Here is a 25,041-nt window from a genome sequence, read left to right as displayed (position 1 = left end):
GATCGTGGACGGTCTCGGCCTCACCCCCGACGAGTGGACCGCCATCGCCCTGAGCCTGCGGGTGGCGGCCGTCGCCACCCTCGCGAGCCTCTGGCCCGGCCTCGCCATAGCCTGGCTGCTCGCACGCAAGCGTTTCCCCGGCCGCGGCCTCCTCGATGGGCTCGTGCACCTGCCCCTGATCCTGCCGCCGGTGGTGACGGGCTATCTCCTGCTCCTCGCCTTCGGGCGGCGCGGCACCTTCGGGGCGGCTCTGGCCGAAATCGGCATCGTGCTGTCGTTCCGCTGGACCGGGGCGGCGCTTGCCTGCGCCGTCATGGGGTTCCCCCTCATGGTCCGGGCCATGCGCCTGTCGCTGGAGGCCGTGGACCGGCGCGTCGAGCAGGCGGCGGCGACCCTCGGGGCCTCGCCGTGGTCGGTGTTCCTCACCGTGACCCTGCCGCTCGCGCTCCCCGGCGTGCTGGCCGGCGCCGTGCTGGCGTTTGCGAAAGCCATGGGCGAGTTCGGCGCCACCATCACCTTCGTGTCGAACATCCCCGGCGAGACCCAGACCCTGCCGTCGGCCATCTACACCCTGACCCAGGTGCCGGGCGGCGAGGCGGGCGCCCTGCGCCTCACCCTGATCTCCGTCGCCCTGTCCATGGCGGCGCTGCTCGCCTCCGAACTCCTGGCCCGGCGCCTCGCCCGCCGCCTGGGGGCCGGATGAGCCTCGACCTCGCCGTCTCGCTGACGCGCGGCGCCTTCCGCCTCGACGTCGCCTTCGCGGCCAGCCCCGGCCTCACCGCCCTGTTCGGGCCCTCGGGCTCGGGCAAGACCACGGTGATCGACTGCCTCGCCGGCCTCGTGCGCCCCGACCGGGGCCGCATCGTCGTGGCGGGCGAGACCCTGCTCGACACGCACCGTCGCATCGACGTGCCGACCCATCGCCGCCGCATCGGCGTGGTGTTCCAGGAACCGCGGCTGCTGCCCCATCTCTGCGTGCGCCAGAACCTCGATTACGGCCGCCGCTTTTTTCCACGCGGACGCGACGCGATTCCGGGCCTGGCCTTCGACGACGTCATCGGCCTCCTCGGCATCGGCCACCTCCTGGCGCGGCGCCCCGCCGGCCTGTCGGGCGGGGAGGGCCAGCGCGTCGCCATCGGCCGGGCTCTGCTGTCGCGGCCGCGCCTGCTGCTCATGGACGAGCCCCTGGCCGCCCTCGACGCCGCGCGCAAGGCCGAGATCCTCCCCCTCATCGAGGGCCTGCGCGACGGGGCCGGCATCCCCATCGTGTATGTCAGCCACGCCGTGTCGGAGGTGGCGCGCCTCGCCGACACCCTCGTGGTGCTGGAGGCCGGGCGCGTCGCCGCCGCCGGCCCGGCCGAGGCCCTGCTGCGCCGGGGCGAACTCGGCCCCGACCACGCGGCGCAAGGCGGCAGCCTCCTCGACATGGTGGTGGCCGGGCACGATCCCGCCTCGGGCCTGACCCACCTCACCGGCATCGCCGGCGCCTTGAGCGTGCCGCGCCTCGACCGGGCGGTCGGCACGCCCGTGCGCCTCCTCGTGCCGGCCCGCGACGTGCTGGTGGCGACGCAGGCGCCCGTGGGCCTCAGCGCCCGCAACGTCCTCGCCGGAACGGTGCGCGACCTCACCCCCCTGGGGGAGGGGGCCGTGCGCGTCACCCTCGAGTGCGGCGGCGCGGCCCTGGCCGCCCGCCTCACGCAGGCCTCCGTGCGCGACCTCGCCCTCGCGCCGGGCCAGCCGGTCTTCGCTGTGGTGAAGAGCGTCGCCTTCGATCCGCAGGGCATCGGCACCGGCCGGGGCCTCGGCGCGGTGGAGATCTGAGGGCTCTTCGCAGTGCGCTGTTGGAAGCCCTTAAGATTCGACGGATCGCCGCAAGGCTCCCTTGACGACACGACGCGAGACCGGGGGGCGGGGGTGATTTCTTAAGGTTCGATTCAGGCCCCGCGCGTTGAATGGTGTCCTGTCATCAAAGGAGGCGAGGGGCGTACGATGTCGATCTCGACCATTACCGCCACCCCCGCGTTCCGGGGGCCGGGCGCCGGTCCGGCTCCGGTCCAGCCCGTGACGCGCGTCGCGGCGCCGGAGCCCCTCGCGCCCGCCGTGCGCCTCGACATCCGAATCCCGGCCCCGGAGCGCGATGCGCCCCGGCCCGTGACGGACGCGGCGGCGACGCCCAACGAGGCCCGCATCCGCATCGACCGGGACACCCGCACGGTGGTCTACCAGGAGGTCGACCCGGCCTCCGGCGACGTGATTGTCCAGTTGCCCGATCCGGTGATCCTGAAAGCCCGCGCCTACGCCGAACAGGCGGCGGCCGCCCGCGCGACCACCGAGCACCCCCTCGACCGCACCGCCTGACGTCCCCGTCCACCCGACCGCCCTCGACCGACCGCCCTTGGCGGACCCGGCCGGGGGCGTTCGCACGCGTGGCGCGGGCACCGGAACGCGAAAAGGCCGGGGCGAACCGCCCCGGCCTTTCGTTTCGTCCGAACCGCCGGCCCGGAGGCCGGCGGAGCTGTGCTCAGCGGAGGAGCTGCAGGATGCCCTGCTGCGCCGTGTTGGCCAGCGAGAGCGCCGAGATGCCGATGGACTGGCGGGTCGACAGGGCCTGGGAGTTGGCGGCTTCCTCGTTGAGGTCCGCGTTCGTCAGGTTGGCCGAGCCGGTGTCGAGGATGTTGATGAGGTTCTTCGAGAAGTCCTGACGGTTCTGCACCACCGAGAGGTTGGAGCCGAACGTCGAGGACTGGCCGCGGAGCTGGCTGGTGGCGGTTGTGATCGCCGTCAGCGCCTTGTTGATCTCATCGTCCGACTGGAAGTTACCCGTGATGACCCCGAGACCAAGGCCATCCGCGTCGAGCTTAGCACCTTCAATGTTCAGGCTCGACGAGCCAGTCTCATTGAAAGTCACCTTCAGAGAGTTTTCGGCTTTGTTGGTGCCCGAGCGATACAGCAGATTGATGCCGTTGTAGCTTGAGTCCTTGGCCTGTTGCGTGATTTGATCGAGCAGGGTGTTGAACTGCTTCGCAAGCGACGTACGAGTGGCGTTGGTACCGCTGGCCGAGCCTTCACCCGAACCGACGACTGGCACTGTCGCCGTACCGGCTGTTCCGAAGCCAACGTCGGCACCGGCTGCGTTGCTGACAGTGACCTTCTCCGAGGAGCCGGTTCCCGTCGTCGTGAAGGTAAGCTTGTTGTTCACGAAGGTGGCGGCGACTTTTCCAGCAAAACCGGTGTCGGCATTGAGCTGGTTGTTGATTGAAGTCAGGATTTCAGTCTTCGTCGTCGCGTTTGCCGTCGCACCGTCGGCGACGGTGATGGACTTCTTGGGGCCTGAGCCGAGCTGGATGTCGAAGGTCGCAGCAGTAGCCGCCGACAGATCGACCGTCGTGGCAAACGCTGTACCAGCTGTAGCAACAGCGGCGGTCGCGCTGTTCTTGGCATCTGCGCCAGTGGCGGACTTTGCAGCGCCTGCGCCGGCAGTGACCCCGAAGCCGATATCACGGTCACCGCTGGTGACGGTGAAGGTAGCCTTCGAAGCTGCGCCGGTGTCAGATGAGGTAAAGACGATGCGGCCATCAGTGGTCTTAGACGCAGTTACGCCAGTCGGCACACTTGCGTTTGAGAGTTGGTTGTTGATCGCCGTGACTACAGTATCGGCGCTGACCTTCGAAACGTCACTGGTCAGTCCACCTAAGGTCGACGCATTGAGCGTGATGGTGGTCGGAGCGGCGATAGAGGCTGCGCTGCCGCCGGCGAGCGTGAACACCAGGGTACCGGTCGAGAAGTTTTGGGTTCCGTCCGTGGCAGCCGTCGAGGAGCCCTGGTAAGCGATGCCCGCGCTGAGAGTAGCGGCTGCGGCAGGCGTGCCGCTCGAGACAGCGCTCTTGTCGGCCAGCGCCTGGTTGGCGGTGGATTTCGCCGAATCGACCAGCTTCTGGATCGAGGTGATGCCCTGGTTGGCGGCCTGGATGGTCTGGACGCCGTTGGAGATGCCGTTGAGCAGCGAGCCGAGGTCGCCCGAGCGGCCCGACAGGGCCTGCGAGGTGAAGAAGCTCGTCGGATCGTCGAGGGCCGAGTTGACCTTCTTGCCGGTCGAGAGGCGGTTCTGGGTGCTGGAGAGGAGGTCCGCCGTGCCCTGCAGCGAGAGCAGGTTCTGGCGGGTCGCAGCGGTAAGGGTGACGCCGGAGGACATGAGGTTCGATCCATTCTGATCGGTGCGTCTCCGTTTTTGGAGACAGCGCCACAGAACCATGTCCCCCTTGCGATCCTGTTAAATGTTGTGATGAACGCTCCCTGTGCTGGAACGGGCGGATCTTATGCAATTCAAGGAAAGCATAGACCGGTCAATTGGTTAGCCGGGTGTCGCTCAAGCCGCGTTTAGAGCCCGTTAACCATACAGGAGGAAGAATGGCCGGAGACCGCAACCTTCGCGAGACCCCATGCCCCTCAAGATCGAGCTGAAGCCGTTCGAGCGCCTGCTGATCGGCGGCACGGCGATCCGCAACGGATCGCGGCGTTCCTCGTTCGTCATCGAGACGGTGACGAACTTTTTGCGCGAGAGCGACATCATCCTCGAGAGCGAGGCCGACACCGCCTGCAAGCGCCTCTACCTCACCCTGACGGTGCTGTACCTCGCCGAGCCGACGCCCGAGGCCGAGGATCTCTTCATCCGGCAGGCCAACGCCCTGATGGAGGCGGTGCCCACCATGAAGCCGTACATCCGCGACATCCACGACTTTGTCGCCGGGCGCGAGCTCTACCGCGCGCTCAAGCGCTGCAAGGACCTGATCCAGTACGAGCAAGCCCTGAGCGACCGCCTCGCCCCGCCGGCCGGGACCGGCGAGGGGGGCTGATCGCCTACCGCGCGGACGCGGCGACGTTGGGGATCAGGCCCGGGGGCACGAGCCCCGTCGCCCGGGGCGGCGCGGCCCTGGTCGGCATCACCCGGGCGGGCGCCGGCTTGAGGGTCGGGCGCGGCGTGATGGAGCCCGTGGTCGCCACCTCCGGCATCGGCGCGATGGGGCTGTCGATGCCATAGATGTCGTCGCGAAAATGCGCGCGGCCGTCGGGGGTGGCGTAGCCGGTCAGGTACACGAAGGTCACGGGGATCTGCTTCGGCAGCTTGATGTCGAGGCGCTCGTTGGTGGCGATGTGGCTCTCGATCTCCATGGGCCCCCAGGTCGAGGCGCCGCCATTGGGCCCGGGCGTGCCCTCGAGCAGCCAGCCGGCGAGCTCCTTCACCTGCGCCACCCGCACGCAGCCGTGGGAGTGGAACCGCACCTCGCGGGCGAACAGGGATTTCGACGGCGTGTCGTGCATGTAGACCGCCTGTTTGTTCGGCATGTCGATGCGGACCTGCCCCAGGGAATTGTCGAGGCCGGAATCCTGCCGCAGGGTGTAGTTCGCCGCCTTCTCGCTCGCCCAGTCGATGGTGGTCGGGTCGACCACGACCCCGCCGGGGCCGAGGATGCGGATGCGCTCGCGGGCGAGGTACCCGGGGTCCTTGCGCATCTTCGGGATGATCTCCTTCTTGATGATGGAGACCGGCAGGGTCCAGGTCGGGTTGAGGTTGACGTCGGTGATCCGCGCCTCGATGCGCGGTGTCGCCTTGTCGGGCTTGCCGACCACGGCGACGTAGCGGCGCACCACGGTGCCGCGCTCCACCGCCTCGACGGTGGCCGACGGGATGTTCACCACCACGTAGCGGTCGCCGAAGGCGAAGGTCGAGCCGATCTGCCGGGCGGCGGACGCGGCGAGCTGGCGCTGGCGGGTGGCCGCCGGCACGTTCAGCGCCGCCACGGTCTGGCGGCCGATGAGGCCGGTCTCGGGCAGGCCGTGCCGGGCCTGGAAGCTTTTCACCGCCGCCGCCAGGGCCGCGTCGAGGAGGTCCGACGCCGGCGCGTCGGCGGGGAGATCGCCGACGAGGGCGAGGTGTTTTCTGAGCGCCGGGATGGCGGGGTCGCGGGCGCCGGGCTTGACCACGAGGCCGGGCGGCAGGCTCGCCCAGCCGCCGGCATCCGCCATGGCCTGGTAGCGGTCGGCCATCTTCAGGGTGTCGAGGAAGGTGGCGGGGCTGAGCGTCGGCATCGGATCGGCCGAGACCCGGGCGACGACGAGGGGCGGCAGCTCGCGCGATTTTTTCGGAGCGGCGTCCTTCGCCAGGGTCTCGGCGGTCGGCGTGCCCGCCGGCACGATGGCCTGCACGGCGGGCGTCGCCGGGGCGGAGGCCGCCAGCGGGTCGAGGCGCGGGGCCTCGGCCTTCGGGGTTTCCCTCGAAATCTCCTTCGGCGCCTCGGATTTCGGCACGGCCTTCGGCGGCACGGGCGCGGCCGGTTCGGCCCGGGCCAGGGCCATGGGTGACAGGCTCGCGCACAGGGCGGTGACGAAGAGCATGTGGCGCGAAAGCATCGCGGATCCCCGAAGCGGCAAGTGTCCCCGACCATGCGGGGCGTTGGTTACCATTCCCCTGCCGGCCCAGACGCGCGCCTGACGCCGGCGGCCGCCCGCCCTACGTCATGCGCGAAACCGCACATCGGAGGGACGGGCATGGCGAACGACCAGAAGACTCGCGACCAGGATTCCACCCATCAAGCGCCGAACCGGCATCCCGCCCTCCGGGCCGGCCGCACCGCCGTGGTCACCGGCGCCGCGAGCGGCATCGGGCGCGCCGCCGCCACGCGCTTCGCCGCCGCGGGCATGAACGTGTGGCTCGCCGATCTCCCCGGAGACGCCCTCGATCGGGCGCGCGCCACCGTGGCCGCCGCCGGGAATGGGACGGTGCGTGCGCTGCCCACGGATGTGGGCGATCGCGACGCGATGAAAGCCCTGCGCGACGCCGCCTCGGCCGACGGGCCGCCGGCCGTCGTCATGCTCAACGCCGGCATCGAGGCCGGCGGAAACCTGTTCTCCGACGCCGACACCTGGCGCCGCATCCTCGACACCAACCTGTGGGGCGTGATCAACGGCGTCCACGCCTTCGCGCCGGCCATGATCGACGGGGGCGAAACGGGTGCGATCATCGTCACCGGCTCGAAGCAGGGCATCACCACGCCGCCGGGCAACACGCCCTACAACGTCTCGAAGGCGGGGGTGAAGGCGGTGACGGAGGCCCTGGCCCACGACCTGCGGAGCCGGGACGGGGCGCAGGTGAGCGCCCACCTCCTGATCCCGGGCTTCGTCTACACCGGCCTGACGAAAGCCCGCGGCGTCGCGACGAAGCCGGAGGGCGCCTGGACGCCGGAGGAGACCGTGGACTTTCTCCTGGCCCGCATGGCGCGGGGCGACTTCTACATCCTCTGCCCCGACAACGAGACCACCCGCGCGCAGGACGAGCGCCGCATCGCCTGGGCCGCCGGCGACGTCATCGCGAACCGCCCGGCCCTGTCGCGGTGGCACCCGGAGTTTTCGGAGCCGTTCAAGCGATACATGGAGGGATGAGGCCTTAGCCGGTCCTGAAACGGATATACTGGACAAAGGCCGTTCCCGTCACCCTTGTTCGCCTGTCAGGCTAAGCTTATCCTTCGAGCTCGCTGCGCCATCTCGGTGGGGCGAGCCGGCGAGGGAGGGGGAATGCATCGGACCATGGAGGCGTCCGCGGAATGGTTCCGGCATCCGGGGACGGCCACCGTCCTGGGAGTCGTCGGGGGCGTCGGCTTCGCCGGGCTTCTCCTGGCGGTGGTTCTCGTCTCCGGCCGTCCGAGCCCGGCCGCACAGGGGCTTGCCGCCCTGTCGATCACCGTCCTCGTCATCCATGCCGTCCTTGCCTACGGACTGGTCGAAGCCGGCATTTTCTTCGGCTTGTGCGTCACGGTCACCTTCGCACTAGAGAATCTCGGTGTCGCCACGGGCTTTCCCTTCGGCCACTACGCGTTTCTCGTCGCACCCGATCTACCTTATGTCGGTGCGATCCCGATCATCGTCGGCCCGCTCTACTTCGGGATCGGCTATCCGAGTTGGGTGATGGCCTGCTTGATTCTCGGCCGCACCGGCATGCGACCCAACGATCGATTCAGCCTCTTTGCCCTGCCCATCGCGGCCGCCTTCGCCACGGTGCAGTGGGATGTCGTCATGGATCCGCCGAACGCCACCCTGTGGCGGGCGTGGGTCTGGTACCGGGGCGGCGGATTCTTCGGTGTGCCGCTGTCGAACTTCCTCGGATGGTTCCTGACCACGTGGACGTTCTTCCAACTGATCGCCCTGGCCCTCTTCGCCCGCCCGGCCAAGGCGAGGTCTTCGCGTCCGCGCACCTTCTGGCTCCTGCCGATCCTGCTCTATCTGGCGGCCGGCTTCTCCCAGATCGCGCCCTGGCTCACCGATGGCGGCGGGCGTGTGACGGATCCGGGCGGAGGCGTCTGGTCTGCCGCTGATCTGCGGGAGACCGCCGTCATCGTGATGCTCTTCACCATGCTGCCGACTGCGACGCTTGCCCTCCTGCGCCTGTTCGACGTCCCCGATGCGGGTACCGCCGCACGACGGGCGCCGAACGAGTTCGCGTGACGCCCTCGCGTGGTCTCTTCGACGGGGGGCGACCGACAGTCCGGCTCCACCTTGAGCCCCTCGGCCACGGCGTCCTTGCGCGGAAGCGCCCGTTGAACGGTGGCACGCACGGCGGGGCCCCGCTGGCGAAGCTCTTGCTTGCGGTCTAAGCCTGACGCCGCCGATCCGGGGTCGCCTGTCCCGGCCTTCGGATCGCGTGCGCACGTAACGAACCCCGGGAGCCGCCCTTGGCCACCATCATCCCCGTCGCCTCCTTCGATTGCGTCGTGTTCGGCGCCACCGGCGACCTGACCACGCGCAAGCTGCTGCCGGCGCTCTACTACCGGTTCAAGGATGGACAGATTCCCGGCACCAGCCGGATCATCGGCGCGTCGCGCTCGGAGATGAGCGCCGAGGCGTTCCGCGAGCGGGCCCGCGACGCCATCAAGCGCTTCGTGCCCGCGAGCGACGTGGTGGAGGACAGGCTCGCGGCGTTCCTCGACCACCTCGACTACGTCGCCGTGGACGGGGCCGGCGACGACGGCTGGGCGGACCTCGCCGCCAAGCTCGCCGAGCGGCCCGACCAGGTGCGGCCCTACTACCTCGCCACCTCGCCCGACCTCTACGGCTCCATCTGCCAGAATCTGGCCGCCCACGGGCTCATCGGGGAAAAATCCCGCGTCGTGCTGGAAAAGCCCATCGGCAAGGACCTCAAATCGGCCCGCGCCATCAACGACGCCGTCGGTAAGGTCTTTCCCGAAGAGCAGATCTTCCGCATCGACCACTACCTCGGCAAGGAGACGGTCCAGAACCTCCTGGCCCTGCGGTTCGCCAACACCATCTTCGAGCGCCTGTGGACGGCCGACGTCATCGACCACGTCCAGATCACCGTGGGCGAGACCGTCGGCGTCGAGGGCCGGGCCGGGTACTACGACACGTCGGGGGCGCTCCGCGACATGGTGCAGAACCACATGCTCCAGCTGCTCTGCCTCATGGCCATGGAGAGCCCCCTGTCGCTGGACGCCAATTCCGTGCGCGACGAGAAGCTGAAGGTGCTGCGCGCCCTGAAGCCCATCACCCCGCACGACGTCCAGACCGTGACCGTGCGCGGCCAGTACGCCGCCGGCGCCGTGTCTGGCCAGCCGGTGGAGAGCTACCGCACGGATCTCGGCGCCGACGCCCAGAGCCGCACGGAGACCTTCGTCGCCCTCAAGCTTGAGGTGCAGTCCTGGCGCTGGGCCGGGGTGCCGTTCTACCTGCGCACGGGCAAGCGCCTGCCCCAGAAGCTGTCCGAGATCGTGGTGCAGTTCCGCGCCTCGCCGTTCTCGATCTTTCCCACGGAGGCGTTCGGGCGCGAGCCCAACCGCCTCGTCATCCGGCTCCAGCCCGAAGAGGGGATCAAGCTCGAGGTGATGACGAAGGACCCCGGCCCCGGCGGCATGCGCCTCAGGCCGACCAACCTCGACATCTCCTTCGAGGAGACGTTCAAGCAGCGCTACCCGGATGCCTACGAGCGCCTGCTCATGGACGTGGTCCGCGGCAACGCCACCCTGTTCATGCGCCGCGACGAGGTCGAGGTCGCCTGGGCCTGGGCCGATTCCCTGCTCAAGGCCTGGGCCGACCGGCCCGAGCCGCCCCGGCCCTATCCGGCCGGAAGCTGGGGACCCACCGCCGCCATCGCCCTCATCGAGCGGGATGGACGCACCTGGCACGAAGAAGTGCGTTGACGGGACCGGACGGCCGCCCGCTTGCTGGCGGCCGTCCCTCGACACCCGCGCGGTCGACTCCTACAACGGAAGTATAGGCCACGCGATTTTTCAGAACTGTTGACCGATGAACAAGATCGAGCCGGGCATCGGCATCAACCGGCGCTACCTTCACGACGAAGTGGTCGACCGGATGCGTGATCTCATCCGGTCCGGCGAACTCGAACCCCGGGCCCGCATCAACGAGGGCGAGCTGACCGAGCGCTTCGGCATCTCGCGCACGCCCCTGCGCGAGGCCATCAAGATCCTGGCGACGGAAGGTCTGCTCGAACTCCTGCCCAATCGCGGCGCCCGGGTGGCGAGCCTGTCGCAATCCGAGATCGAGGAGATGATCGAGGTCATCGCCGGGCTGGAGGCCACGGCCGCCGATCTCGCCTGCCGCAGCATCACCGACGAGGAGATCGCCGGGATCGAGCGCGACCACCTCGCCATGGTGGCCGCGTGGAAGGCCGGGGAGGAGGGGGCGTATTTCGGCCTCAACCGCGCGATCCATGACGCGATCATGGCGGCGAGCCGCAACGCCACCCTGGGCGGCATCTACGCCAGCCTGTCGGGCCGGATCCAGCGCTCGCGCTACGCCGTCCACCAGACGCCGGAGCAGTGGGCGCGGGCGGTGTCCGAGCACGAGCGGATGATCGAACTCCTGCGCGCCCGCGACGGCGAGGCGTTCGCGGTCCTCATGCGCGCCCATATCCGCGCCCGGACCCCGATCATCACCGAGAACTTCGCCGCGGCCGACTGATCCCGCTCCGGCCGGTCTCAGGCCGAGTTCGGTCTCAGGCGACGTTCCCGTTAGGCGACATGCCGGCCGGGGCCGGCCTCGCCGGGCGCCCGCCCCCGGTGGGAGCGGTGCGGTTCGGCGCGGCCCTGGGCTTCGAGGCCGCGCAGGGCCGCCACCATGGAATCCGTCCGGTCGCGCAGGTCGGCCGGCCGGCGTTCGCCCGCCGCGTCGTTCCGGCGGGCGAGATAGAACGCCGTTGCGAGGGCGGCGAGACTGCCGCCGAAGGGCGCGGTGATCACGGCGAGCGCCACGCTCGTGGGCGCGACGGCGGCGGCTGTGCCGAGGCCGGCGGCGATGGCGACGAACATCAGGGGAAACATGGGGCGCCTCCGGAAGGCGGAGAGCCTGCCCGAGCGGGCGACCTCCGGCCACCATTCACGGCCGCCAGCGTAAACGGAGGGTAAACGCGGGCGCCCCGAAGACGGGACGGTCCGGAGCGCGTCCCGCCCCGGAATGGTTCACGAACCGTCCGGCCGTCGTCGGCTCCGCCCCCGGACACGGCGGTGCCGCGGGCGTTTCGGGGGAGACGCTCAGGCGACCCGCGCGATGGCGTCGCCCAGGATCGACACCATGGCGTCGATCTGTCCGGCCTCGACGATGAGGGGCGGCGACAGGGCGACGATGTCGCCGGTCACCCGCACCAGCAGGCCGCGCTCGAAGCAGTCGACGAAGATTTCGTAGGCCCTGGCCCCCGGTGCGCCCTCGCGGGGCGCGAGCTCGATGCCGGCGACGAGGCCGAGGCTGCGGATGTCGATGACATGGGGGGCGCTTGCCAGGCCGTGCACCGCCTCCGCCCAGGTCTCGCTCAAGCCGGCGGCGCGGGTGAGAAGCCCTTCGCGGGCGTAGATGTCGAGGGTGGCGAGGCCGGCCGCGCAGGCCGCCGGATGGCCCGAATAGGTGTAGCCGTGGAACAGCTCGATGGCGCCCTCCGGCCCGTGCATCAGGGCGTCGTGGACGGCGCGCGCCGCGAACACCGCCCCCATGGGCAGCGCCCCGTTGGTGAGACCCTTGGCGGTGGTGACGAGGTCGGGAACCACGCCGAAATAATCCGTGGCGAAGGGCGTGCCGAGGCGGCCGAACCCGGTGATCACCTCGTCGAAGATCAGCAGGATGCCGTGGCGGGTGCAGATCGCGCGCAGGCGTTCGAGATAGCCCTTCGGCGGGATCAGCACGCCGGTGGAGCCGGCCATGGGCTCGACGATGCAGGCCGCGATGGTCTCGGCCCCATGGAGCGCGACGAGGCGCTCGAGGTCGTCGGCGAGCTCCGCCCCGTGCTCGGGCTGGCCCCGCACGAAGGCGTTCCGGTCGAGGTCATGGGTATGGCGCAGGTGGTCGACGGCCGGCAGGAGCGGAAAGACCCGGCGGTTGTTGACGAGGCCGCCCACCGAGATGCCGCCGAAGCCGACGCCGTGATAGCCGCGCTCGCGCCCGATGAGCCGGGTGCGGGTGCCTTGGCCGATGGCGCGCTGGTAGGCCAGGGCGATCTTGAGGGCGGTGTCCACGGATTCCGAGCCCGAGCCCGTGAAGAACACCCGGTCGAGATGCGCTTCGGGGCCGCCCGGCGCCATGGCGGCGAGGCGCTCGGCGAAGTCGAAGGCGATGGGGTGGCCCATCTGGAACGACGGCGCGAAGTCGAGGGTGGTGAGCTGACGCTCCACGGCCGACGCGATCTCGCGCCGCCCGTGCCCGGCATTGACGCACCACAGGCCGGACGTGCCGTCGAGGACGTCACGCCCGTCCGTGGTCGTGTAGTGCATGCCCTGCGCCGACGCGAACAGGCGCGGCGCCGCCTTGAACTGCCGGTTGGCGGTGAACGGCATCCAGTAGGCGTCGAGTCCGGGGGCGTTCGCGGTGGCGGGCATGCGGGTCCTCTCCTGTCCGGCGGAGTTGAACCCGGCTTCGCACCTGCGAACAAGCTTTTTCGCACCGCCCCCGCGCTCGCGACCACCGTGCGACGGTCTCAGAAGCGGTAGCCGAGGCCGGCCCCGACGATGACCATGTTCAGGTCGGTATTGGCCTTCATCCCCGCGATTTCGTAGGTCTGCGGCGGGACGAAGACGTACTTGACCATGGCGTTGGCGAACCAGTTGCCGGTGAGGTGGTAGTCGAACCCGACCTGGAGCACCGGGCAGATCAGCGACGCCACCTTGAAGGTCGGGATTCCCGGGGCCGGATCGACCGAGATGGGCATCATCGCGCTGACGCCGACGCCGAGGTGGGGATTGAAGGCCGCGTCCGGCAGGAAATGATACCGCACCACGCTGGAGACGACGGCGTTCCAGATCGATCCGACGGCGACGTCGCCGACGAGGGAGCCCCGGATCACCGGACGGTTGCGGACCGGACCGGCCTGGCCCGACACGGAGACATGATCCGTGAGGAAGTAGGACAGGTCGAAATCGGGCAGGATGGCGGCCGGCGTGTCGACGCGGCCGCCGATGGGATCGATGCGGGAGGTCCGCTCCGTCGGGATCATCCCGACGAGCCGGCCGTGCACGAGCCAGTCCCCCGCCCGCAGGCCGACCGTTGTGGGGGCCGCCGCCGGACCGGGCGGCTCCGCCGCGTAGGACGATCCGGACCCCGGCGGGACCGCGCAGAGGCCGACGAGGGCTGCGATCAGCAATGTCTCGAACTTCGACATGACGAATGCTCTCGAAAAAACGTGTCCCGCGCCGGGGGCGCCGGCGCTTCCGGAACCCGCGGCGCTCGCGCCACGGATCGGACGCTGCCCTGCGGGCGCCCTGAACATGGGGTATCGGAAACGTCTTAACGAAACCGCCGGTTTACTTCACAAATGATTGCATTCTATCAATATCGATCTCTATAGTCACATGGTATACTGATATATATTCGCGGGAGGTATGATGAGTTACGCATCTTTTCAGGACGCGACGGTGGCGCGCGGCTGGATCTTCGCCCCGGCAACGTCCGGCAGCCAAAGCTTCCGGAGTGGTTCGGTCCGTCCGCCATCGAAGTAAAACCACCCTATGACCCCCGACTGCGCCACCCTCCATTTCGCGAGCGCCGCGCGTCGATGCGCCTCCACGGTCGATTTCTCGGTCGTGGCTTCGCTCAGGCGTCGCAGACCTGTCCTGGCCTTGGAGGGACGAACGGGGCGTCGATGGCCGGGTCGTTCACCATGATGGACGGTCCGCCGGAGACCGGGCCGCCCGTGCCGGTCGCGATGGTGATAGGGTCCGGGTCCGGGTCCGGTGGGCCCATGGAAGGATCGCGGATGGCGCCGGGCGTCGAAGACGAGGAACGGGTCGGGGGCATCGCGGCGGGGCGCCACCGGTCCCTGCTGTTCTACACCCACGCGGTGACGGGCGGCGGGGCCGAGCGGGTGTGGGCGCTGCTCGCCTCGGCGCTCGCCGCACGGGGCCATGCCGTGACCCTGGCCTACGACCACGGGGCCAACGGCCCGGAGGCCGGCCTCGACCCGCGCGTGCGCCTCCTCGCCCTGGGCGGGAACCACGCCGTCGCGGTGGCGCGCCTCGCCCGCCACCTCGCGCGGGACAGGCCGGACGTGTCGCTCTCGGCGCTCGGCGTGTCGAACCTGAAGCACGCGGTGGCGGCCGGCCTCGCCGGGCGTCGGCGCCACGCCGTCCTCTCGTTCCACGGCCATCCCCAGAGCGAGCCGCAGCGCCTCAGCCGCCTCGGCAACGCCGCCACGCCGGTGCTGGCGCGGCTCACCGCCCGCTCGGTCTTCGTCTCGGACGGGCTGATGGCGCATTACGTCGTCGCGGTCGGCGCCGTGCCGGGGCGGTCGGTGCGCCTCCACAACCCCGTCGAGGTGGACGCCGCCGTGCCGGCCCGGGATGCCGCCGAACTCCGCGCCCGTCCCCGCCGGGTCCTCGCCGTCGGACGCCTAGCCCCGGCCAAGGACTTTTCGACGCTCCTGCGCGCCTTCGCCCTGGTCCGGCCCGACGCCGAGCTCGTCCTCGTCGGCGAGGGGCCCGAGCGTCCGGCCCTGGAGGCCCTGATCCGCGACCTCGGCCTGTCGGCGCGCGTCACCCTGGCGGGCCACGTCGAGCGGCCGTGGCAGCTCTACCGGGAGGCGGCGTGCTTCGCCGCCTCGTCGCGGGCGGAGGCGTTCGGCAACGTCCTCGTCGAGGCCCTCGCCCACGGCCTGCCCGTGGCCTCGACGGCCTGCGACGGGCCGGTGGAGATCCTGGCGAACGGGCGCTTCGGCGCCCTCGTGCCGGTGGGCGATGCCCCGGCGCTGGCCGCCGCCATCGACGGCATGCTCGACGAGCCCGGTCCCCCCGCTCCACGGGTCGCCCGGGCGGCCCTGTTCTCGGTGGCGGCGGCCGTGGCCGGCTACGAGGCCCTGTTCGACGGCCTCCTCGATGGCTTCCTCGACGGCCCCGCCCGGCCGTGACGGCGTTCATGGCTGGGATGTTCACAGCTTCTAAGGACGGTTCGGGCCAGGGTCGGGCCGCGTTCGCTCCCTCCGTGTAACGAGGCGCCCCGTGCTCCTGAGCCACACCCTCCGGTATCTGCCGGCCCAGCTCATCGGGCCCGTGGCGCAGTTCGCCGCCGTCGTCGCCTGGACGCATTGGCTGCCGCCGGCCGAGTACGGCATCGTCGCCCTGGTCATGGCCCTGCAGGAACTGGTGTTCCAGCTCTGCCTCGCCTGGTGGTCGGCCTACGTCCTGCGCTACGGCGCCGCCCTCGGCACCGACGGCCGCGCCGGACAGGCGGCCCACGAGAACGCCGTGCTGCTCATCAGCGCCGGGCTCCAGATCGGCGTGACCTGGGCGGTCCTCGCCACGGGCACCGCGCCCCTGACGCCGGGCTTCCTCGCGGCGGCCCTCGGCTTCACCATCAGCCGCACCCTGACGACGCACCTGGCCGAACGCGCCCGGGCCGGCGGCGCCATCGGCATCTACACCCTGGCGCAGACCGCCGGTCCCGTGGCGGGCTTCGCCCTGGCGGTCGTCCTCGCCCGGGCCGAGAACTCGGCCACCGCGGTGCTCGCGGGTTTCGCCCTCGCCCACGCCGCGGTGCTGCCGATCCTGTGGCTGCGCCTGCCCCACACCGGCGCCATCCGCCTCGACACGGGAATCGTGCGCGTCGCCCTCGCCTACAGCACGCCGCTCCTGGTGAGCGGCAGCATCGCCTGGGCCTCGGTGAACGGCATCCGGGTGATCGTCGAGCGCCTCGACGGGGCCGTGGCCGTCGGCCTGCTCTCCGTCGGCTGGGGCCTCGGCCAACGCCTGCTCTCCGTGGCCGCCATGCTGGTGACGGCCGCGGCGTTTCCCCTGGCCGTGCGGCGCATGGAGCAGGGCGGCCCGGCCGAAGCCTACGCCCAGGTGGCGCGCAACGGCATCTTCCTGCTGGCCGTCGTCGTGCCGGCGACCGCCGGGGTGATCTGGCTGACGCCGGCCCTGGTCGACCTCCTCATCGGCGCCGAGTTCCGGGAGATGACCCGCGTCCTCCTGCCGGTGGCGGCCCTGGCGGCGGCCGTGCGCAACGTCCGCGTCCACTGCGCCGACCAGGTGTTCCTCCTGCGCGAGAAGCCCGGCATCCTCCTGAAGGTCACCCTCGTGGAGAGCGCCGCGACCCTGGCGGGCTGTACCGTCGGGCTCCTCGCCGGCGGCCTCCTCGGCGCCTGCCTCGGGTGCCTCGCCGGCAGCGCCATCGGCTTTCTCGCCTGCTTCGGCGCCGCCTACCGCGAGGGCCTGCGGGTGCCGGCCCGGCCCGTCGCCCGGATCGCCCTCGCCACCGGGATCATGCTCATGCCCCTGGCCTGGATGCCGCCGAACCCCGGCTGGCTCGTGCTGGTGGCCGCCATCGCGGGGGCGGGCACCCTCTACCTCGCCGTCCTCGCCCTGCTGTTCCGCGAGGACTGGCCCGGGCGTCGGCAGCCGGCCTGAGCCCGCCCCGGTCCGATCACGGCGCAGACGCCCTCAGCCGTCCTCGCCGCCCGGGAGGGGTGCGGCGGGGCCGGGTTTCGTCCCGGCGGCGCTCAGCCGGCTGCGCAGGGCCACGATCCAGGGCTGGGTCCGGGCCACGCGCCGGGCGCCCTCGACGCCCCACGGCACGAGCCCGCGGGCGGAGAGGGGGGCGAGCACGCCCGCCAGGGGCACGGACACGACGCCGAACCGCCGCTTGTACTCGTAGTCGCCGATGGTGAAGTCGAAGGTGCGCGCGCCCTGTCCATGGAGGTGCTCCATGGTCCGGGCGATGAGGAGGCGCCCCGGCGAGGCGTTGCGCCATTCGCCGCCGGCCGCCGCGAGGCGCACCATGGCGTAGTGCTCGCCCGTGCGCAGGCCGAGCAGGGCACCCACCACCTCGTGTCCGGCGGTCAGCGCCGTCAGCACCACGCTGCCGTCGTGCAGGCCCCGCTCCACCAGGATGCGGTAATGCCGGGCGATGGCGGGATCGTCGAGGACGTAGGGCAGGCCGAGGTCGGCGATGCGCCCGCGCTGGAGCCGCTCCAGGGCGTCGAGGATGGCGGCGCCCTCCGTCCGGTCGTGGATCTGCCGGAACGCCGCACCGTCGTGGCGCGCGAACACCCGCCCGCTGCGCTCGATTTCCTTGCGGAAGGTGCGCTGCAGGCCGCGCTGGAACGCCTCCCACGGGCCGTCGATGCGGATGAGGTTGCCGTTCAGGGACGTCGGGACGGCGCCCGGCCATCCGGCGACCGGGCCGACGAGCTTGGTCAGGCGCAGGAGGTCGGCCGGCGGCAGGGCCGCCCGCACGGCCTTCGCGATCCCGGCCCAGGCCCCGGGCCCGGACGGGGCGGCGGGGCCGAGGAGGGCGGCGTTGTAGTCGGTGATCCCGCCGTCGGCGAAGCCGACGACCCGCAGGCCGCCGGCGCGCTCCAGCATCCAGGGCAGGGCCAGCGCGATCCGCCCCGTGCCCGCCTCCCGCACGGTGACGAGCAGAGGCGTCGCGTGGGGGCACGCGCCCAAGGTGGCGTACCAAGTCCGCAGCCAGGCTCCGTCCTGGAACGGCGTCGCGACGCCCGCCTCCATCAGGGGGCGCCACAGGTCCTCGACCGTCGCCCAGTCCTCGGCGATGGCGACATCGTAGGCGAGCGCGCGGGCGTCGCCCGCGGTCGCTTCAAGGGGGAGGGCGAGGGACATGGTGTTTCCGGGCCTCAGACCGCGGCCGGGGACGCGTCGACCTTCGGCAGGTCGACGATCTGCCCGAGCCGCGCGCGGTCGAGGCGGAAATCCACCGGCGGACGGCCCTTCTTCTCTGCGCCGCGCATGGTCCACTTGCGGTTCTTGAGGGCCTTCTGCATCACCGCCTTGGCGAGGAAGCCCGGCCCGTCGGTGGCGCGGCTCTTCGGCGTCACCCCGAGACGGCTGCGCAGGATCGCGTTGCCGACATTGACGATGTGCTTCCGGCGGATCTCCTGCGTCCAGTACTCCATCGTCATCGAGACGTTGAGGCAGTCGAAGTTCTCGACGCGGTGGGGCGCGTTGAGGGGCCAGTGCATCATCTGCCCCGGCTCGAGGTCGTAGGCCGTGGCATGCTCCTCGAACCAGGGCTGGTAGGGCATGTCGATCTCGTGCCCGAACAGGGCGATGTCCTCGAGGTCGTGCGGCTGGAGGAACGGCGGGGTGTTCGGGTAGAGGTACAGGCGCTTGCGGCCCATGATCTGCCACAGGGCCTGACCCGGCAGGTCGCAATGGTAGTAAACCTGCGCCTTCGGCGAGGAGATCAGGATGCCCATGCCCTGGTTCTCCGTGTCGAAGTCCGGCATGCGCTGCTTCAGCTCGTCGAACACCCCGGTGAGGAGCTCGTCGTAACGCCGGTCGATCTTGCGCACGTCGCGCAGGTTGATCCAGATCCGGCCGTTCTCGATGGCGTCGATCACCTCGGTGCCGGACAGGTCGCCGATCTCGCCCTCGCGCCACAGGCGCCGCTGGCCGGCCGGGCCCATATGGACGAGGTTGTACGACTTGCGCGGATAGTTCTCGATGAGGCTCGCCAGCGCCGCGCGGGAGAACAGGGGCGATTCGTGCAGGCGGTGGGCCAGCCGCAGGGGCTGATGCTTGAACAGCTCCGCGTGCTGGGGCGTCCAGTCGGTGAAGACGGGGTTCTGCGTCGCGCTCATGACATCCTCGTGTGCGGGTGGGGCGGCGTGTGAAGGGGTGGTGTCGTCAGGCTGGCGGCGGGACCGGCCGGATGGGGCGGGTCGACCGTTCATTCCGGGGCCCGTCGTTCCATGGGTGGGACGCCTTGTGCCGTTTCGGGGCGCCCGGCCGGCGCCGTGCGTGTGATGGGGACGTGCCAGGCAAGCGGCAGGCCCGATGTGAGCCTAGACATCCAGGTTGCGTCCTGTCGTGCGGCGCTGCCCGCATGGATAACAGCGTCTTAATCGAATGGAGAGACCGGTTCCTCAAGACAACGGGTGATCGAGGACCGGTCTCGTGTGCGCCGATGTTTAAGGTCGATTCCCTAAAGCGAGCATTCCCGCGCGATGCTATCCACAGGTTGGTCGCAACGGTCGTTTTCGTCACGCGATGAAGGGTTTCGGAAACGGTCCCGCGCCTAGGGTCCAGACCAAATCGGCATGACCGGCGCGGCACTTGCTGTCGTCGGTCGTCGTCCGCCGTCCCTGCTCCGGAGCGGGACGGAGCGAACGCCGTACGGAGCGCGAGACGTGAGCCTCGACATGCCTACCACCCAGCCCCCGGACGGTCCCGTCGAGCGGCGGCAGTCCGGTGACCTCGTCACCTTGAGCGAACTCGGGGCGATCCTGCGGCAGCAGGCCGTCGCGATGATCCTGGTGTCCGCCCTCGTCCTCGCCGCCGCCGTCACCTACCTCAGCCTCGCCCAGCCCCTCTACCGCACCGCCGCGACCCTGCTCCTCGACCCGCGCGGCGGCACCAGCCTCAGCGCCGATTCGGGCGTGCGCCAGTCCATCGACGCGAGCGTGCTGGAGAGCCAGGCCAAGCTCATCGCGTCGCCCGCGGTCCTGGGCCGGGTGGTGGAGGCCGAGCAGCTGGTCAAGAATCCCGAATTCGGCAGCGGCCGCCCCGGTCTGCTGCAGCGCCTGAGGCAGATGGTCGGCCTGCGCGCCGAGGCCCCGGCGGGGCCGCCCCCCACGGCGGAGGCCCAGGCGCAGGCGGCGACGGGAGCGCTCGCCGAGCGCCTCGTGGTCCGCCGCTCGGAGCGCACCCTGATCCTCGAGGTCGAGGCGTGGTCCGTCGATCCGAACACCGCCGCGCGCCTCGCCAACGGCGTCGCCAAGGCCTTCATCGACGATCAGATCGACACGAAGTCCAAGGCCTCCAGCGCCGAGAGCGTCTGGATCGACCGGCGCCTGGCCGAACTCGGCGACAAGATCCACGACGCCGAGGCGCGGGTGGAGGCGTTCAAGACCCAGGCCCGCATCGTCAGCGCCAACGGCCGGCTGGTGAGCGAGCAGAAGCTCGAGACGGTCAACGCCGAGTTCGCCAAGGCCCAGCTCAAGACCTTCGACGCCCGCACCCGCCTCGCCGAGACCGAGCGGGCCCTCAAGACCGGCGATCCCGGCGCCACGGGGGACGCTGCCAAATCCGGGGTGATCCAGCAGCTGCGCCTGCAATACGCCGACATCCGGCGCCAGCAGGACACCCTCGGCACCACCCTGGGCGCGCGCCACCCCGCCCTCCAGGAGGTCGGTCAGCAACTCGCCGGCATCCGCTCCCTCATCGCCGCCGAACTGCGCCGGATCGCCGAGACCCAGCGCGGCGAGGTCACCATCGCGCAGGCCAACGAGACCCTGCTCAAGCGCCAGGTCGACGACCAGAACCGCGAGGCGAACCAGACCAACCAGTCCATCGTGCGCCTGCGCGAACTGGAGCGGGACGTGGAGGCGGCGCGCGCCATCTACCTGCGCTTCCTCAAGGCCAACGGAAACCTGGCCCAGGACAGCGTCGACACGCCCGTGGCCCGCATCATCGCGCCGGCCATCGCGCCGGCCAAGCCGTCGAGCCCCAACACCCGGGCGGTCCTGCTCATCGCCCTCGCCTTCGCCGTGGCGGCGAGCCTCGTGGTGGCGATCCTGCGCCACCGCCGTCCGGTGGCGGTGCGGCGCGCGGGGGGCGGGCGCGGCCTGCCCTTCCCCGGATCGACGGAAGCCTGTCCGGCCTTCCAGCACGCCGGTGCGTCCGCGCCGCGCCCGTCCCGATCCTCGGTGAGGTATTGAGCATGCCGCCCCCCGGATCCGCCCTGCACGAGGCAAGCCTGACGATGGCCCCGATCCCGCCCGCACCGGGCGCTCCCCCGCGCATCGACGGGCAGTTCGTCAACGTCGCGGATTCCGCCGGGGCCGTGGCCGCCGTGCGGGAGCGCGCCGCCGCGGGACGCGGGTTCACCTTCTTCACCCTGAACCTCGATCACCTCGTCAAGCTGCGCGCCCATCCGGGCTTCCGCGCCGCCTACCGGTCGGCGACCCTCGTCAGTGCCGACGGCTGGCCCGTGGCCCGCCTCGCCCGCCGGGGCGGCGGGGGCGGGGAGGCCGTCCGGGTGACCACCGGGGCCGACCTCGTCGCCCCCCTGTGCGCCGCCGCCGCCGCCGATGGCGTGCCCGTCTACCTGTTCGGGGCCACGGAGGAGAGCCTCGCCGGGGCCGCCGCCGCCCTGCGCGCGGCGAGTCCGGGCCTCGACATCCGCGGCTGGCACGCGCCCGCCTTCGGGTTCGACCCCCTGTCGCCGCAGGCCGACGCCGATGCTGACCGGATCGCGGCCTCCGGCGCCCGCCTCGTCTTCGTGGCCCTCGGCGCGCCCAAGCAGGAGCTGTTCGCGGCCCGCGCTGCCGCGCGGCATTCCGGGCTCGGCCTCGTCTGCATCGGGGCCGCCCTCGATTTCCTGTCGGGGAGGCAGGCGCGGGCGCCGCGCCCCGTCCGGGCGGCCCGCCTCGAATGGCTGTGGCGCCTGGCCCATGCCCCGAAGGCCCTGGGCGGCCGCTACGCGCGCTGCGCCGGCCTGCTCGCCCGCCTGAGCGTCGTCGAGCCGGCCGTGCGGGCCCTCGGTTTTCGCGATGTGCAGGAGGATGTGCAAGAGGGTGAGAGCGCGCCCGAGCCGTCGCGCGCGCGCATCTGCCTCATGTACACCATGGACCCCCGCGGCGCGAAGGTCGGCGGCATCGAGACCCATATCCGCCAGATCCTGGCCCACCATCCGGCGGATGTCTCCGTGCTGTTCGTCGGCACCGACGAGGCGGGCGACTGCACCCTCGGCGCGGTCCGCCCCCTCGTCGTCGAGGGACGCAGCATCGATTTCCTGCCCGTGGCGCGGATCCGGGCGCAGGACGTCAACCACGCGGCGAAAAGCCTGGGTCAGTCCATCACCCTGCACTACGTCCTCGGCGCCCTGCGCCACCTCCGGGCGATCCGGCGCGCCATCGGGCCGGGGCCCGCCACCGCCGACCTCCACCGCTTCGAGTTCGCGCCCCTGGCGCGCCTGCTGGGCCTGCCCGCCTTCCAGATGGTCCACGGCGAGGGCAGCCGGGGCGACCGAATGGATTCCCTCATCAAGTCGTACTGGTACCTCCACGCGCTCGGCGAGCGCCTCGCCCTGCGCTGGGCCACGGGCATCTTCTGCGTGAACCCGGCCATCGTCGCCCGCATCGCGAAGGAGTTCCCGAAGGCGCTGCCCAAGGCCGAGGTGCTCACCGTCTCCGTCGACACGGGCCTGTTCTCGCCCCACCCCTTCGCCTGCGGGGACGGGGTGTTCCGCATCGTCTTCGCCGGGCGCCTCGACGCGTTCAAGGACCCGGCCCTCATCTTCGCCACCGTGGCGGCCCTGCGCACCCGCCTCGGCGGCAAGGTCGAACTCCATTACGTCGGCGCCAGCGATCCGACGCGGTTCCCCGAATTCGCGGCGGTGAGCGACATCACCGTGCGCCACGGCTTCCAGGACGCGCGGGGCGTCGCCCGGATCATGGCCCTGTGCCATGCCGGCATCCTGACCTCGTTCTTCGAGGGCATGCCGTGCTTCCTCCTGGAGGGCCTCGCCAGCGGCCGCCCGTTCGGCGCGATCCGCCTGCCACAGTTCGAAGGGCTCATCGAGGCCGGAACAAGCGGCTTCCTGGTGGAGCGCGGCGCCGATACGGAGACTTCGGCGGCCCTCATGGTGGAGCATTTCGCCGGCCTGTGGGACGGCATCCGCCTCGGCCGCCTCGATCCGGCGGCGATCCACGCCAAGGCGGCGCCCTACGCGGTGACCGTGCAGATGAACCGGCTGTTCGCCCGGCACCGCGCGGTCCAGGGGCGCGCCGCCCCCGTCGACGTGCCCGCGACCGCGGCCTGAGCCGCCCATGCGGGATGGAACGAAGCCCCTCCGGGTCGGCGTGCGCCTGGACGGGCGGGCGCCGCGCCGCTGGCACCTGCGCCTCCTCGAGGCCCTGGCCGCCCTGTCGGGCCTCGACCTTTTCGTCGCACGGTCACCGGGGCCCGGTGGGCTGCCCGCCAATGCCGCGCTCCTGTTCGCCGTCGAGGCCCGCCTGCGGCGCCTGCCCGGTGACGGCCCGGCCGCACCCGTGCCGCTGGCGGCCCTCGCGGCCTATCCGGACTTCGGCGTGTTCGACCTCGGGCAGCCCGGCCTCGTCCTCGACCTCTGCGGCGACGTCGCCCCGGCGTCGGGCCTGCGGGTCTGGCGCCTGACCTTCGACGGCACCTGCGGCGAGGCCGGCCTCCTCGCATCCCTCCTCGCCGGGCGGACGCCCGTCGCCGCCCTCGTGGAGGGGGAGCGGGTCGCCGCCGCCGGGCGCCTTGGCACCGAATCCCTCACCGTGATGCGGGCCGCGTTCGAGGACGGCCTCGTGCGCACCGTCGATCTGATCCGGTCGGCCCTCGTCGGCGAAGGAATCGGGGAAGGGGTCGGCGCTCACGGATCGCCCATGGCGGCCGTCGCCCCGGCCGGCCCGTCCCGCGCCGCCATCGGCCTCCGGGCCGTGACGATGCTCGCCCGCACGGTGGCGGCGCGGCTCCACCGCCTCGGCTACCGGACCCCGCACTGGCGCGTCGGCTGGCGTCACCTCGCCGGGCCGGACCTCATCGACCTGCGCCGCCTGCCCGACCACGGCTGGCACGACCTGCCCGATGACGGCCTGCGCTTCTACGCCGACCCGTTCCCCATCGCGCACGGGGGCCGCACCATCCTGTTCGTGGAGGAGTATCCCCACGCCACCGGCCGGGGCGTCATCTCCGCCGTCGCCTTCGGCCCGGACGGCCCCGAGGGCGTGCCGGTGCCGGTGCTGGAGGAGCCCCATCACCTGTCCTACCCGTTCGTGTTCGAACGGGACGGCGCGCACTGGATGATCCCCGAGAGCGGGGCCGCCGGCACCGTCGATCTCTACCGCGCCACCGCCTTCCCGGGCGGCTGGGTCAAGCAGGCGACCCTGGTCTCCGGCGTGACCGCGAGCGACGCCACCCTCCTCGAACACGGCGGCCGGTGGTGGCTGTTCGCCACCGTGCGCGAACAGGGGCTCGGGCAGCTGGAGCGCGCGGCGCGCGGCGCCTATTCCGATGCCCTCCACCTGTGGTCGGCGCCGGATTTCCGCGGGCCGTGGACCCCGCATCCGCGCAACCCCGTCCTCATCGATTTCGCCGCCGCGCGCCCGGCCGGGCGCATCGTGGCGCGGGACGGCGCCCTGATCCGCCCGGTGCAGGATTGCCGGCGCGGCTACGGCGCGGCCCTGGCCCTGGCGCGGATCGACCGCCTCGACGACGGCGGCTACGCCCAGACCGTGGAGACCACCCTGCGCGCCGGCCCCGGCTTTCCCGGCAACCGGCTCCACACCCTGAACCGGACGGACGCGTTCGAGTTCATCGACGGCTCCGGGGCGTCCCCGCGTTACTGGCGGCGGCGGCCGTATTCGTAATGCAGAGCGAAGGCCTCCGCCGCGGGTCTCGTCCTCCACGAAACACACGATAATTTAATCCCGCCCTTTCGGAACCGGCGCGCGCGCCCCGGGATTGCCGGTCCGCTGGATCAGGCTTGGCCGGGCGGATGTCCGCCGGCGCGGGACGGGTCCGCGCACCCTATGCGATCTCAAGACGTCCGCGACGT

The 25,041-nt window shown here is 71.4% G+C and carries 21 protein-coding genes; 13 read left to right on the top strand and 8 right to left on the bottom strand.

Features of this window, described 5'->3' with window-relative positions; all coding sequences use genetic code 11:
* The first annotated feature begins 4 nt into the window (after positions 1-4).
* From modB to ASF28_RS05310, 3 genes are all read left to right on the top strand, one after another.
* A complete protein-coding gene (gene modB, locus ASF28_RS05320) occupies positions 5-703 on the top strand; it encodes a molybdate ABC transporter permease subunit (RefSeq protein WP_056088595.1) in 699 nt (232 codons plus the stop codon).
* A complete protein-coding gene (gene modC / locus ASF28_RS05315; protein ID WP_056088593.1) occupies positions 700-1,821 on the top strand; it encodes a molybdenum ABC transporter ATP-binding protein in 1,122 nt (373 codons plus the stop codon). The genes modB and modC overlap by 4 nt, the downstream gene beginning before the upstream one ends.
* A 168-nt stretch (positions 1,822-1,989) precedes the next feature.
* Entirely contained in the window at positions 1,990-2,358 is a 369-nt protein-coding gene (locus ASF28_RS05310; RefSeq protein ID WP_056088590.1) for a hypothetical protein, read from the top strand.
* A gap of 163 nt (positions 2,359-2,521) precedes the next feature.
* Here ASF28_RS05310 and ASF28_RS05305 read toward each other — a convergent pair whose 3' ends face one another.
* Positions 2,522-4,192, bottom strand: a complete 1,671-nt coding sequence (locus tag ASF28_RS05305; protein WP_082476011.1) for a flagellin N-terminal helical domain-containing protein — start codon at positions 4,190-4,192, stop codon at positions 2,522-2,524.
* Positions 4,193-4,439: 247 nt separating this feature from the next.
* On the opposite strand from ASF28_RS05305, the gene ASF28_RS05300 reads away from it, so the two are divergent.
* Positions 4,440-4,853: a flagellar biosynthesis repressor FlbT gene (locus ASF28_RS05300; RefSeq protein WP_056088583.1), complete on the top strand. Its 414-nt coding sequence runs from the start codon at positions 4,440-4,442 to the stop codon at positions 4,851-4,853.
* A gap of 4 nt (positions 4,854-4,857) precedes the next feature.
* On the opposite strand, the gene ASF28_RS05295 is transcribed toward ASF28_RS05300, so the two are convergent.
* On the bottom strand, positions 4,858-6,408 hold the full coding sequence (locus tag ASF28_RS05295) for a L,D-transpeptidase family protein (RefSeq protein ID WP_056088578.1): 1,551 nt from the start codon (positions 6,406-6,408) through the stop codon (positions 4,858-4,860).
* A 138-nt stretch (positions 6,409-6,546) separates the two neighbouring features.
* On the opposite strand from ASF28_RS05295, the gene ASF28_RS05290 reads away from it, so the two are divergent.
* From ASF28_RS05290 to ASF28_RS05275, 4 genes are all read left to right on the top strand, one after another.
* Positions 6,547-7,437 carry an SDR family NAD(P)-dependent oxidoreductase gene (locus tag ASF28_RS05290; RefSeq protein WP_056088575.1) on the top strand — a complete coding sequence of 297 codons (891 nt, stop codon included), beginning with the start codon at positions 6,547-6,549 and terminating at the stop codon, positions 7,435-7,437.
* 132 nt (positions 7,438-7,569) lie between these two features.
* The gene (locus ASF28_RS05285; RefSeq protein WP_210166743.1) at positions 7,570-8,496 is read left to right on the top strand and encodes a carotenoid biosynthesis protein; all 927 of its coding nucleotides are present in this window, start codon (positions 7,570-7,572) and stop codon (positions 8,494-8,496) included.
* A gap of 227 nt (positions 8,497-8,723) precedes the next feature.
* Entirely contained in the window at positions 8,724-10,202 is a 1,479-nt protein-coding gene (gene zwf / locus ASF28_RS05280) for a glucose-6-phosphate dehydrogenase (protein ID WP_056088570.1), read from the top strand.
* 106 nt (positions 10,203-10,308) lie between these two features.
* Complete coding sequence (locus ASF28_RS05275) at positions 10,309-10,983, top strand: GntR family transcriptional regulator (protein ID WP_056088567.1); 675 nt, start codon at positions 10,309-10,311, stop codon at positions 10,981-10,983.
* A gap of 50 nt (positions 10,984-11,033) precedes the next feature.
* Here ASF28_RS05275 and ASF28_RS05270 read toward each other — a convergent pair whose 3' ends face one another.
* The 4 genes from ASF28_RS05270 to ASF28_RS22835 all read right to left on the bottom strand — a co-directional run bounded on the left by ASF28_RS05270 (position 11,034) and on the right by ASF28_RS22835 (position 14,244).
* On the bottom strand, positions 11,034-11,342 hold the full coding sequence (locus tag ASF28_RS05270) for a hypothetical protein (RefSeq protein WP_056088564.1): 309 nt from the start codon (positions 11,340-11,342) through the stop codon (positions 11,034-11,036).
* A gap of 210 nt (positions 11,343-11,552) precedes the next feature.
* Positions 11,553-12,884, bottom strand: a complete 1,332-nt coding sequence (locus ASF28_RS05265; protein WP_056088561.1) for an aspartate aminotransferase family protein — start codon at positions 12,882-12,884, stop codon at positions 11,553-11,555.
* A 98-nt stretch (positions 12,885-12,982) separates the two neighbouring features.
* Positions 12,983-13,663 carry an OmpW/AlkL family protein gene (locus tag ASF28_RS05260; protein ID WP_056088559.1) on the bottom strand — a complete coding sequence of 227 codons (681 nt, stop codon included), beginning with the start codon at positions 13,661-13,663 and terminating at the stop codon, positions 12,983-12,985.
* A 431-nt stretch (positions 13,664-14,094) separates the two neighbouring features.
* The gene (locus ASF28_RS22835) at positions 14,095-14,244 is read right to left on the bottom strand and encodes a hypothetical protein (protein ID WP_162239983.1); all 150 of its coding nucleotides are present in this window, start codon (positions 14,242-14,244) and stop codon (positions 14,095-14,097) included.
* A gap of 13 nt (positions 14,245-14,257) precedes the next feature.
* On the opposite strand from ASF28_RS22835, the gene ASF28_RS05255 reads away from it, so the two are divergent.
* Together ASF28_RS05255 and ASF28_RS05250 are read left to right on the top strand one after the other, a co-directional pair.
* Positions 14,258-15,403, top strand: a complete 1,146-nt coding sequence (locus ASF28_RS05255) for a glycosyltransferase (protein WP_056088557.1) — start codon at positions 14,258-14,260, stop codon at positions 15,401-15,403.
* A gap of 91 nt (positions 15,404-15,494) precedes the next feature.
* A complete protein-coding gene (locus ASF28_RS05250) occupies positions 15,495-16,901 on the top strand; it encodes a lipopolysaccharide biosynthesis protein (RefSeq protein ID WP_056088553.1) in 1,407 nt (468 codons plus the stop codon).
* Between the two features lie 33 nt (positions 16,902-16,934).
* Here the strand turns inward: ASF28_RS05250 and ASF28_RS05245 are convergent, their stop codons facing one another.
* Both ASF28_RS05245 and ASF28_RS05240 read right to left on the bottom strand, forming a co-directional pair.
* Positions 16,935-18,116 carry a GNAT family N-acetyltransferase gene (locus tag ASF28_RS05245; RefSeq protein WP_056088552.1) on the bottom strand — a complete coding sequence of 394 codons (1,182 nt, stop codon included), beginning with the start codon at positions 18,114-18,116 and terminating at the stop codon, positions 16,935-16,937.
* Positions 18,117-18,130: 14 nt separating this feature from the next.
* A complete protein-coding gene (locus tag ASF28_RS05240) occupies positions 18,131-19,096 on the bottom strand; it encodes a cupin-like domain-containing protein (protein WP_056088549.1) in 966 nt (321 codons plus the stop codon).
* A gap of 549 nt (positions 19,097-19,645) precedes the next feature.
* On the opposite strand from ASF28_RS05240, the gene ASF28_RS05235 reads away from it, so the two are divergent.
* Genes ASF28_RS05235 through ASF28_RS05220 form a run of 3 tightly spaced genes read left to right on the top strand, consistent with a single transcriptional unit; the run spans position 19,646 to position 24,853 of the window.
* Positions 19,646-21,175: a GumC family protein gene (locus tag ASF28_RS05235; protein ID WP_056088545.1), complete on the top strand. Its 1,530-nt coding sequence runs from the start codon at positions 19,646-19,648 to the stop codon at positions 21,173-21,175.
* 2 nt (positions 21,176-21,177) lie between these two features.
* Positions 21,178-23,280: a WecB/TagA/CpsF family glycosyltransferase gene (locus tag ASF28_RS23190; RefSeq protein WP_244474899.1), complete on the top strand. Its 2,103-nt coding sequence runs from the start codon at positions 21,178-21,180 to the stop codon at positions 23,278-23,280.
* A 7-nt stretch (positions 23,281-23,287) separates the two neighbouring features.
* On the top strand, positions 23,288-24,853 hold the full coding sequence (locus ASF28_RS05220) for a glucosamine inositolphosphorylceramide transferase family protein (RefSeq protein WP_056088541.1): 1,566 nt from the start codon (positions 23,288-23,290) through the stop codon (positions 24,851-24,853).
* The last annotated feature ends 188 nt before the right edge of the window (positions 24,854-25,041 follow it).

This window comes from Methylobacterium sp. Leaf99, from assembly GCF_001422375.1.
Classification (GTDB): Bacteria; Pseudomonadota; Alphaproteobacteria; order Rhizobiales; family Beijerinckiaceae; genus Methylobacterium.
The sequence above is the reverse complement of the archived record's forward strand: the minus strand, read 5'-3'. Positions and strand labels throughout refer to the sequence as shown.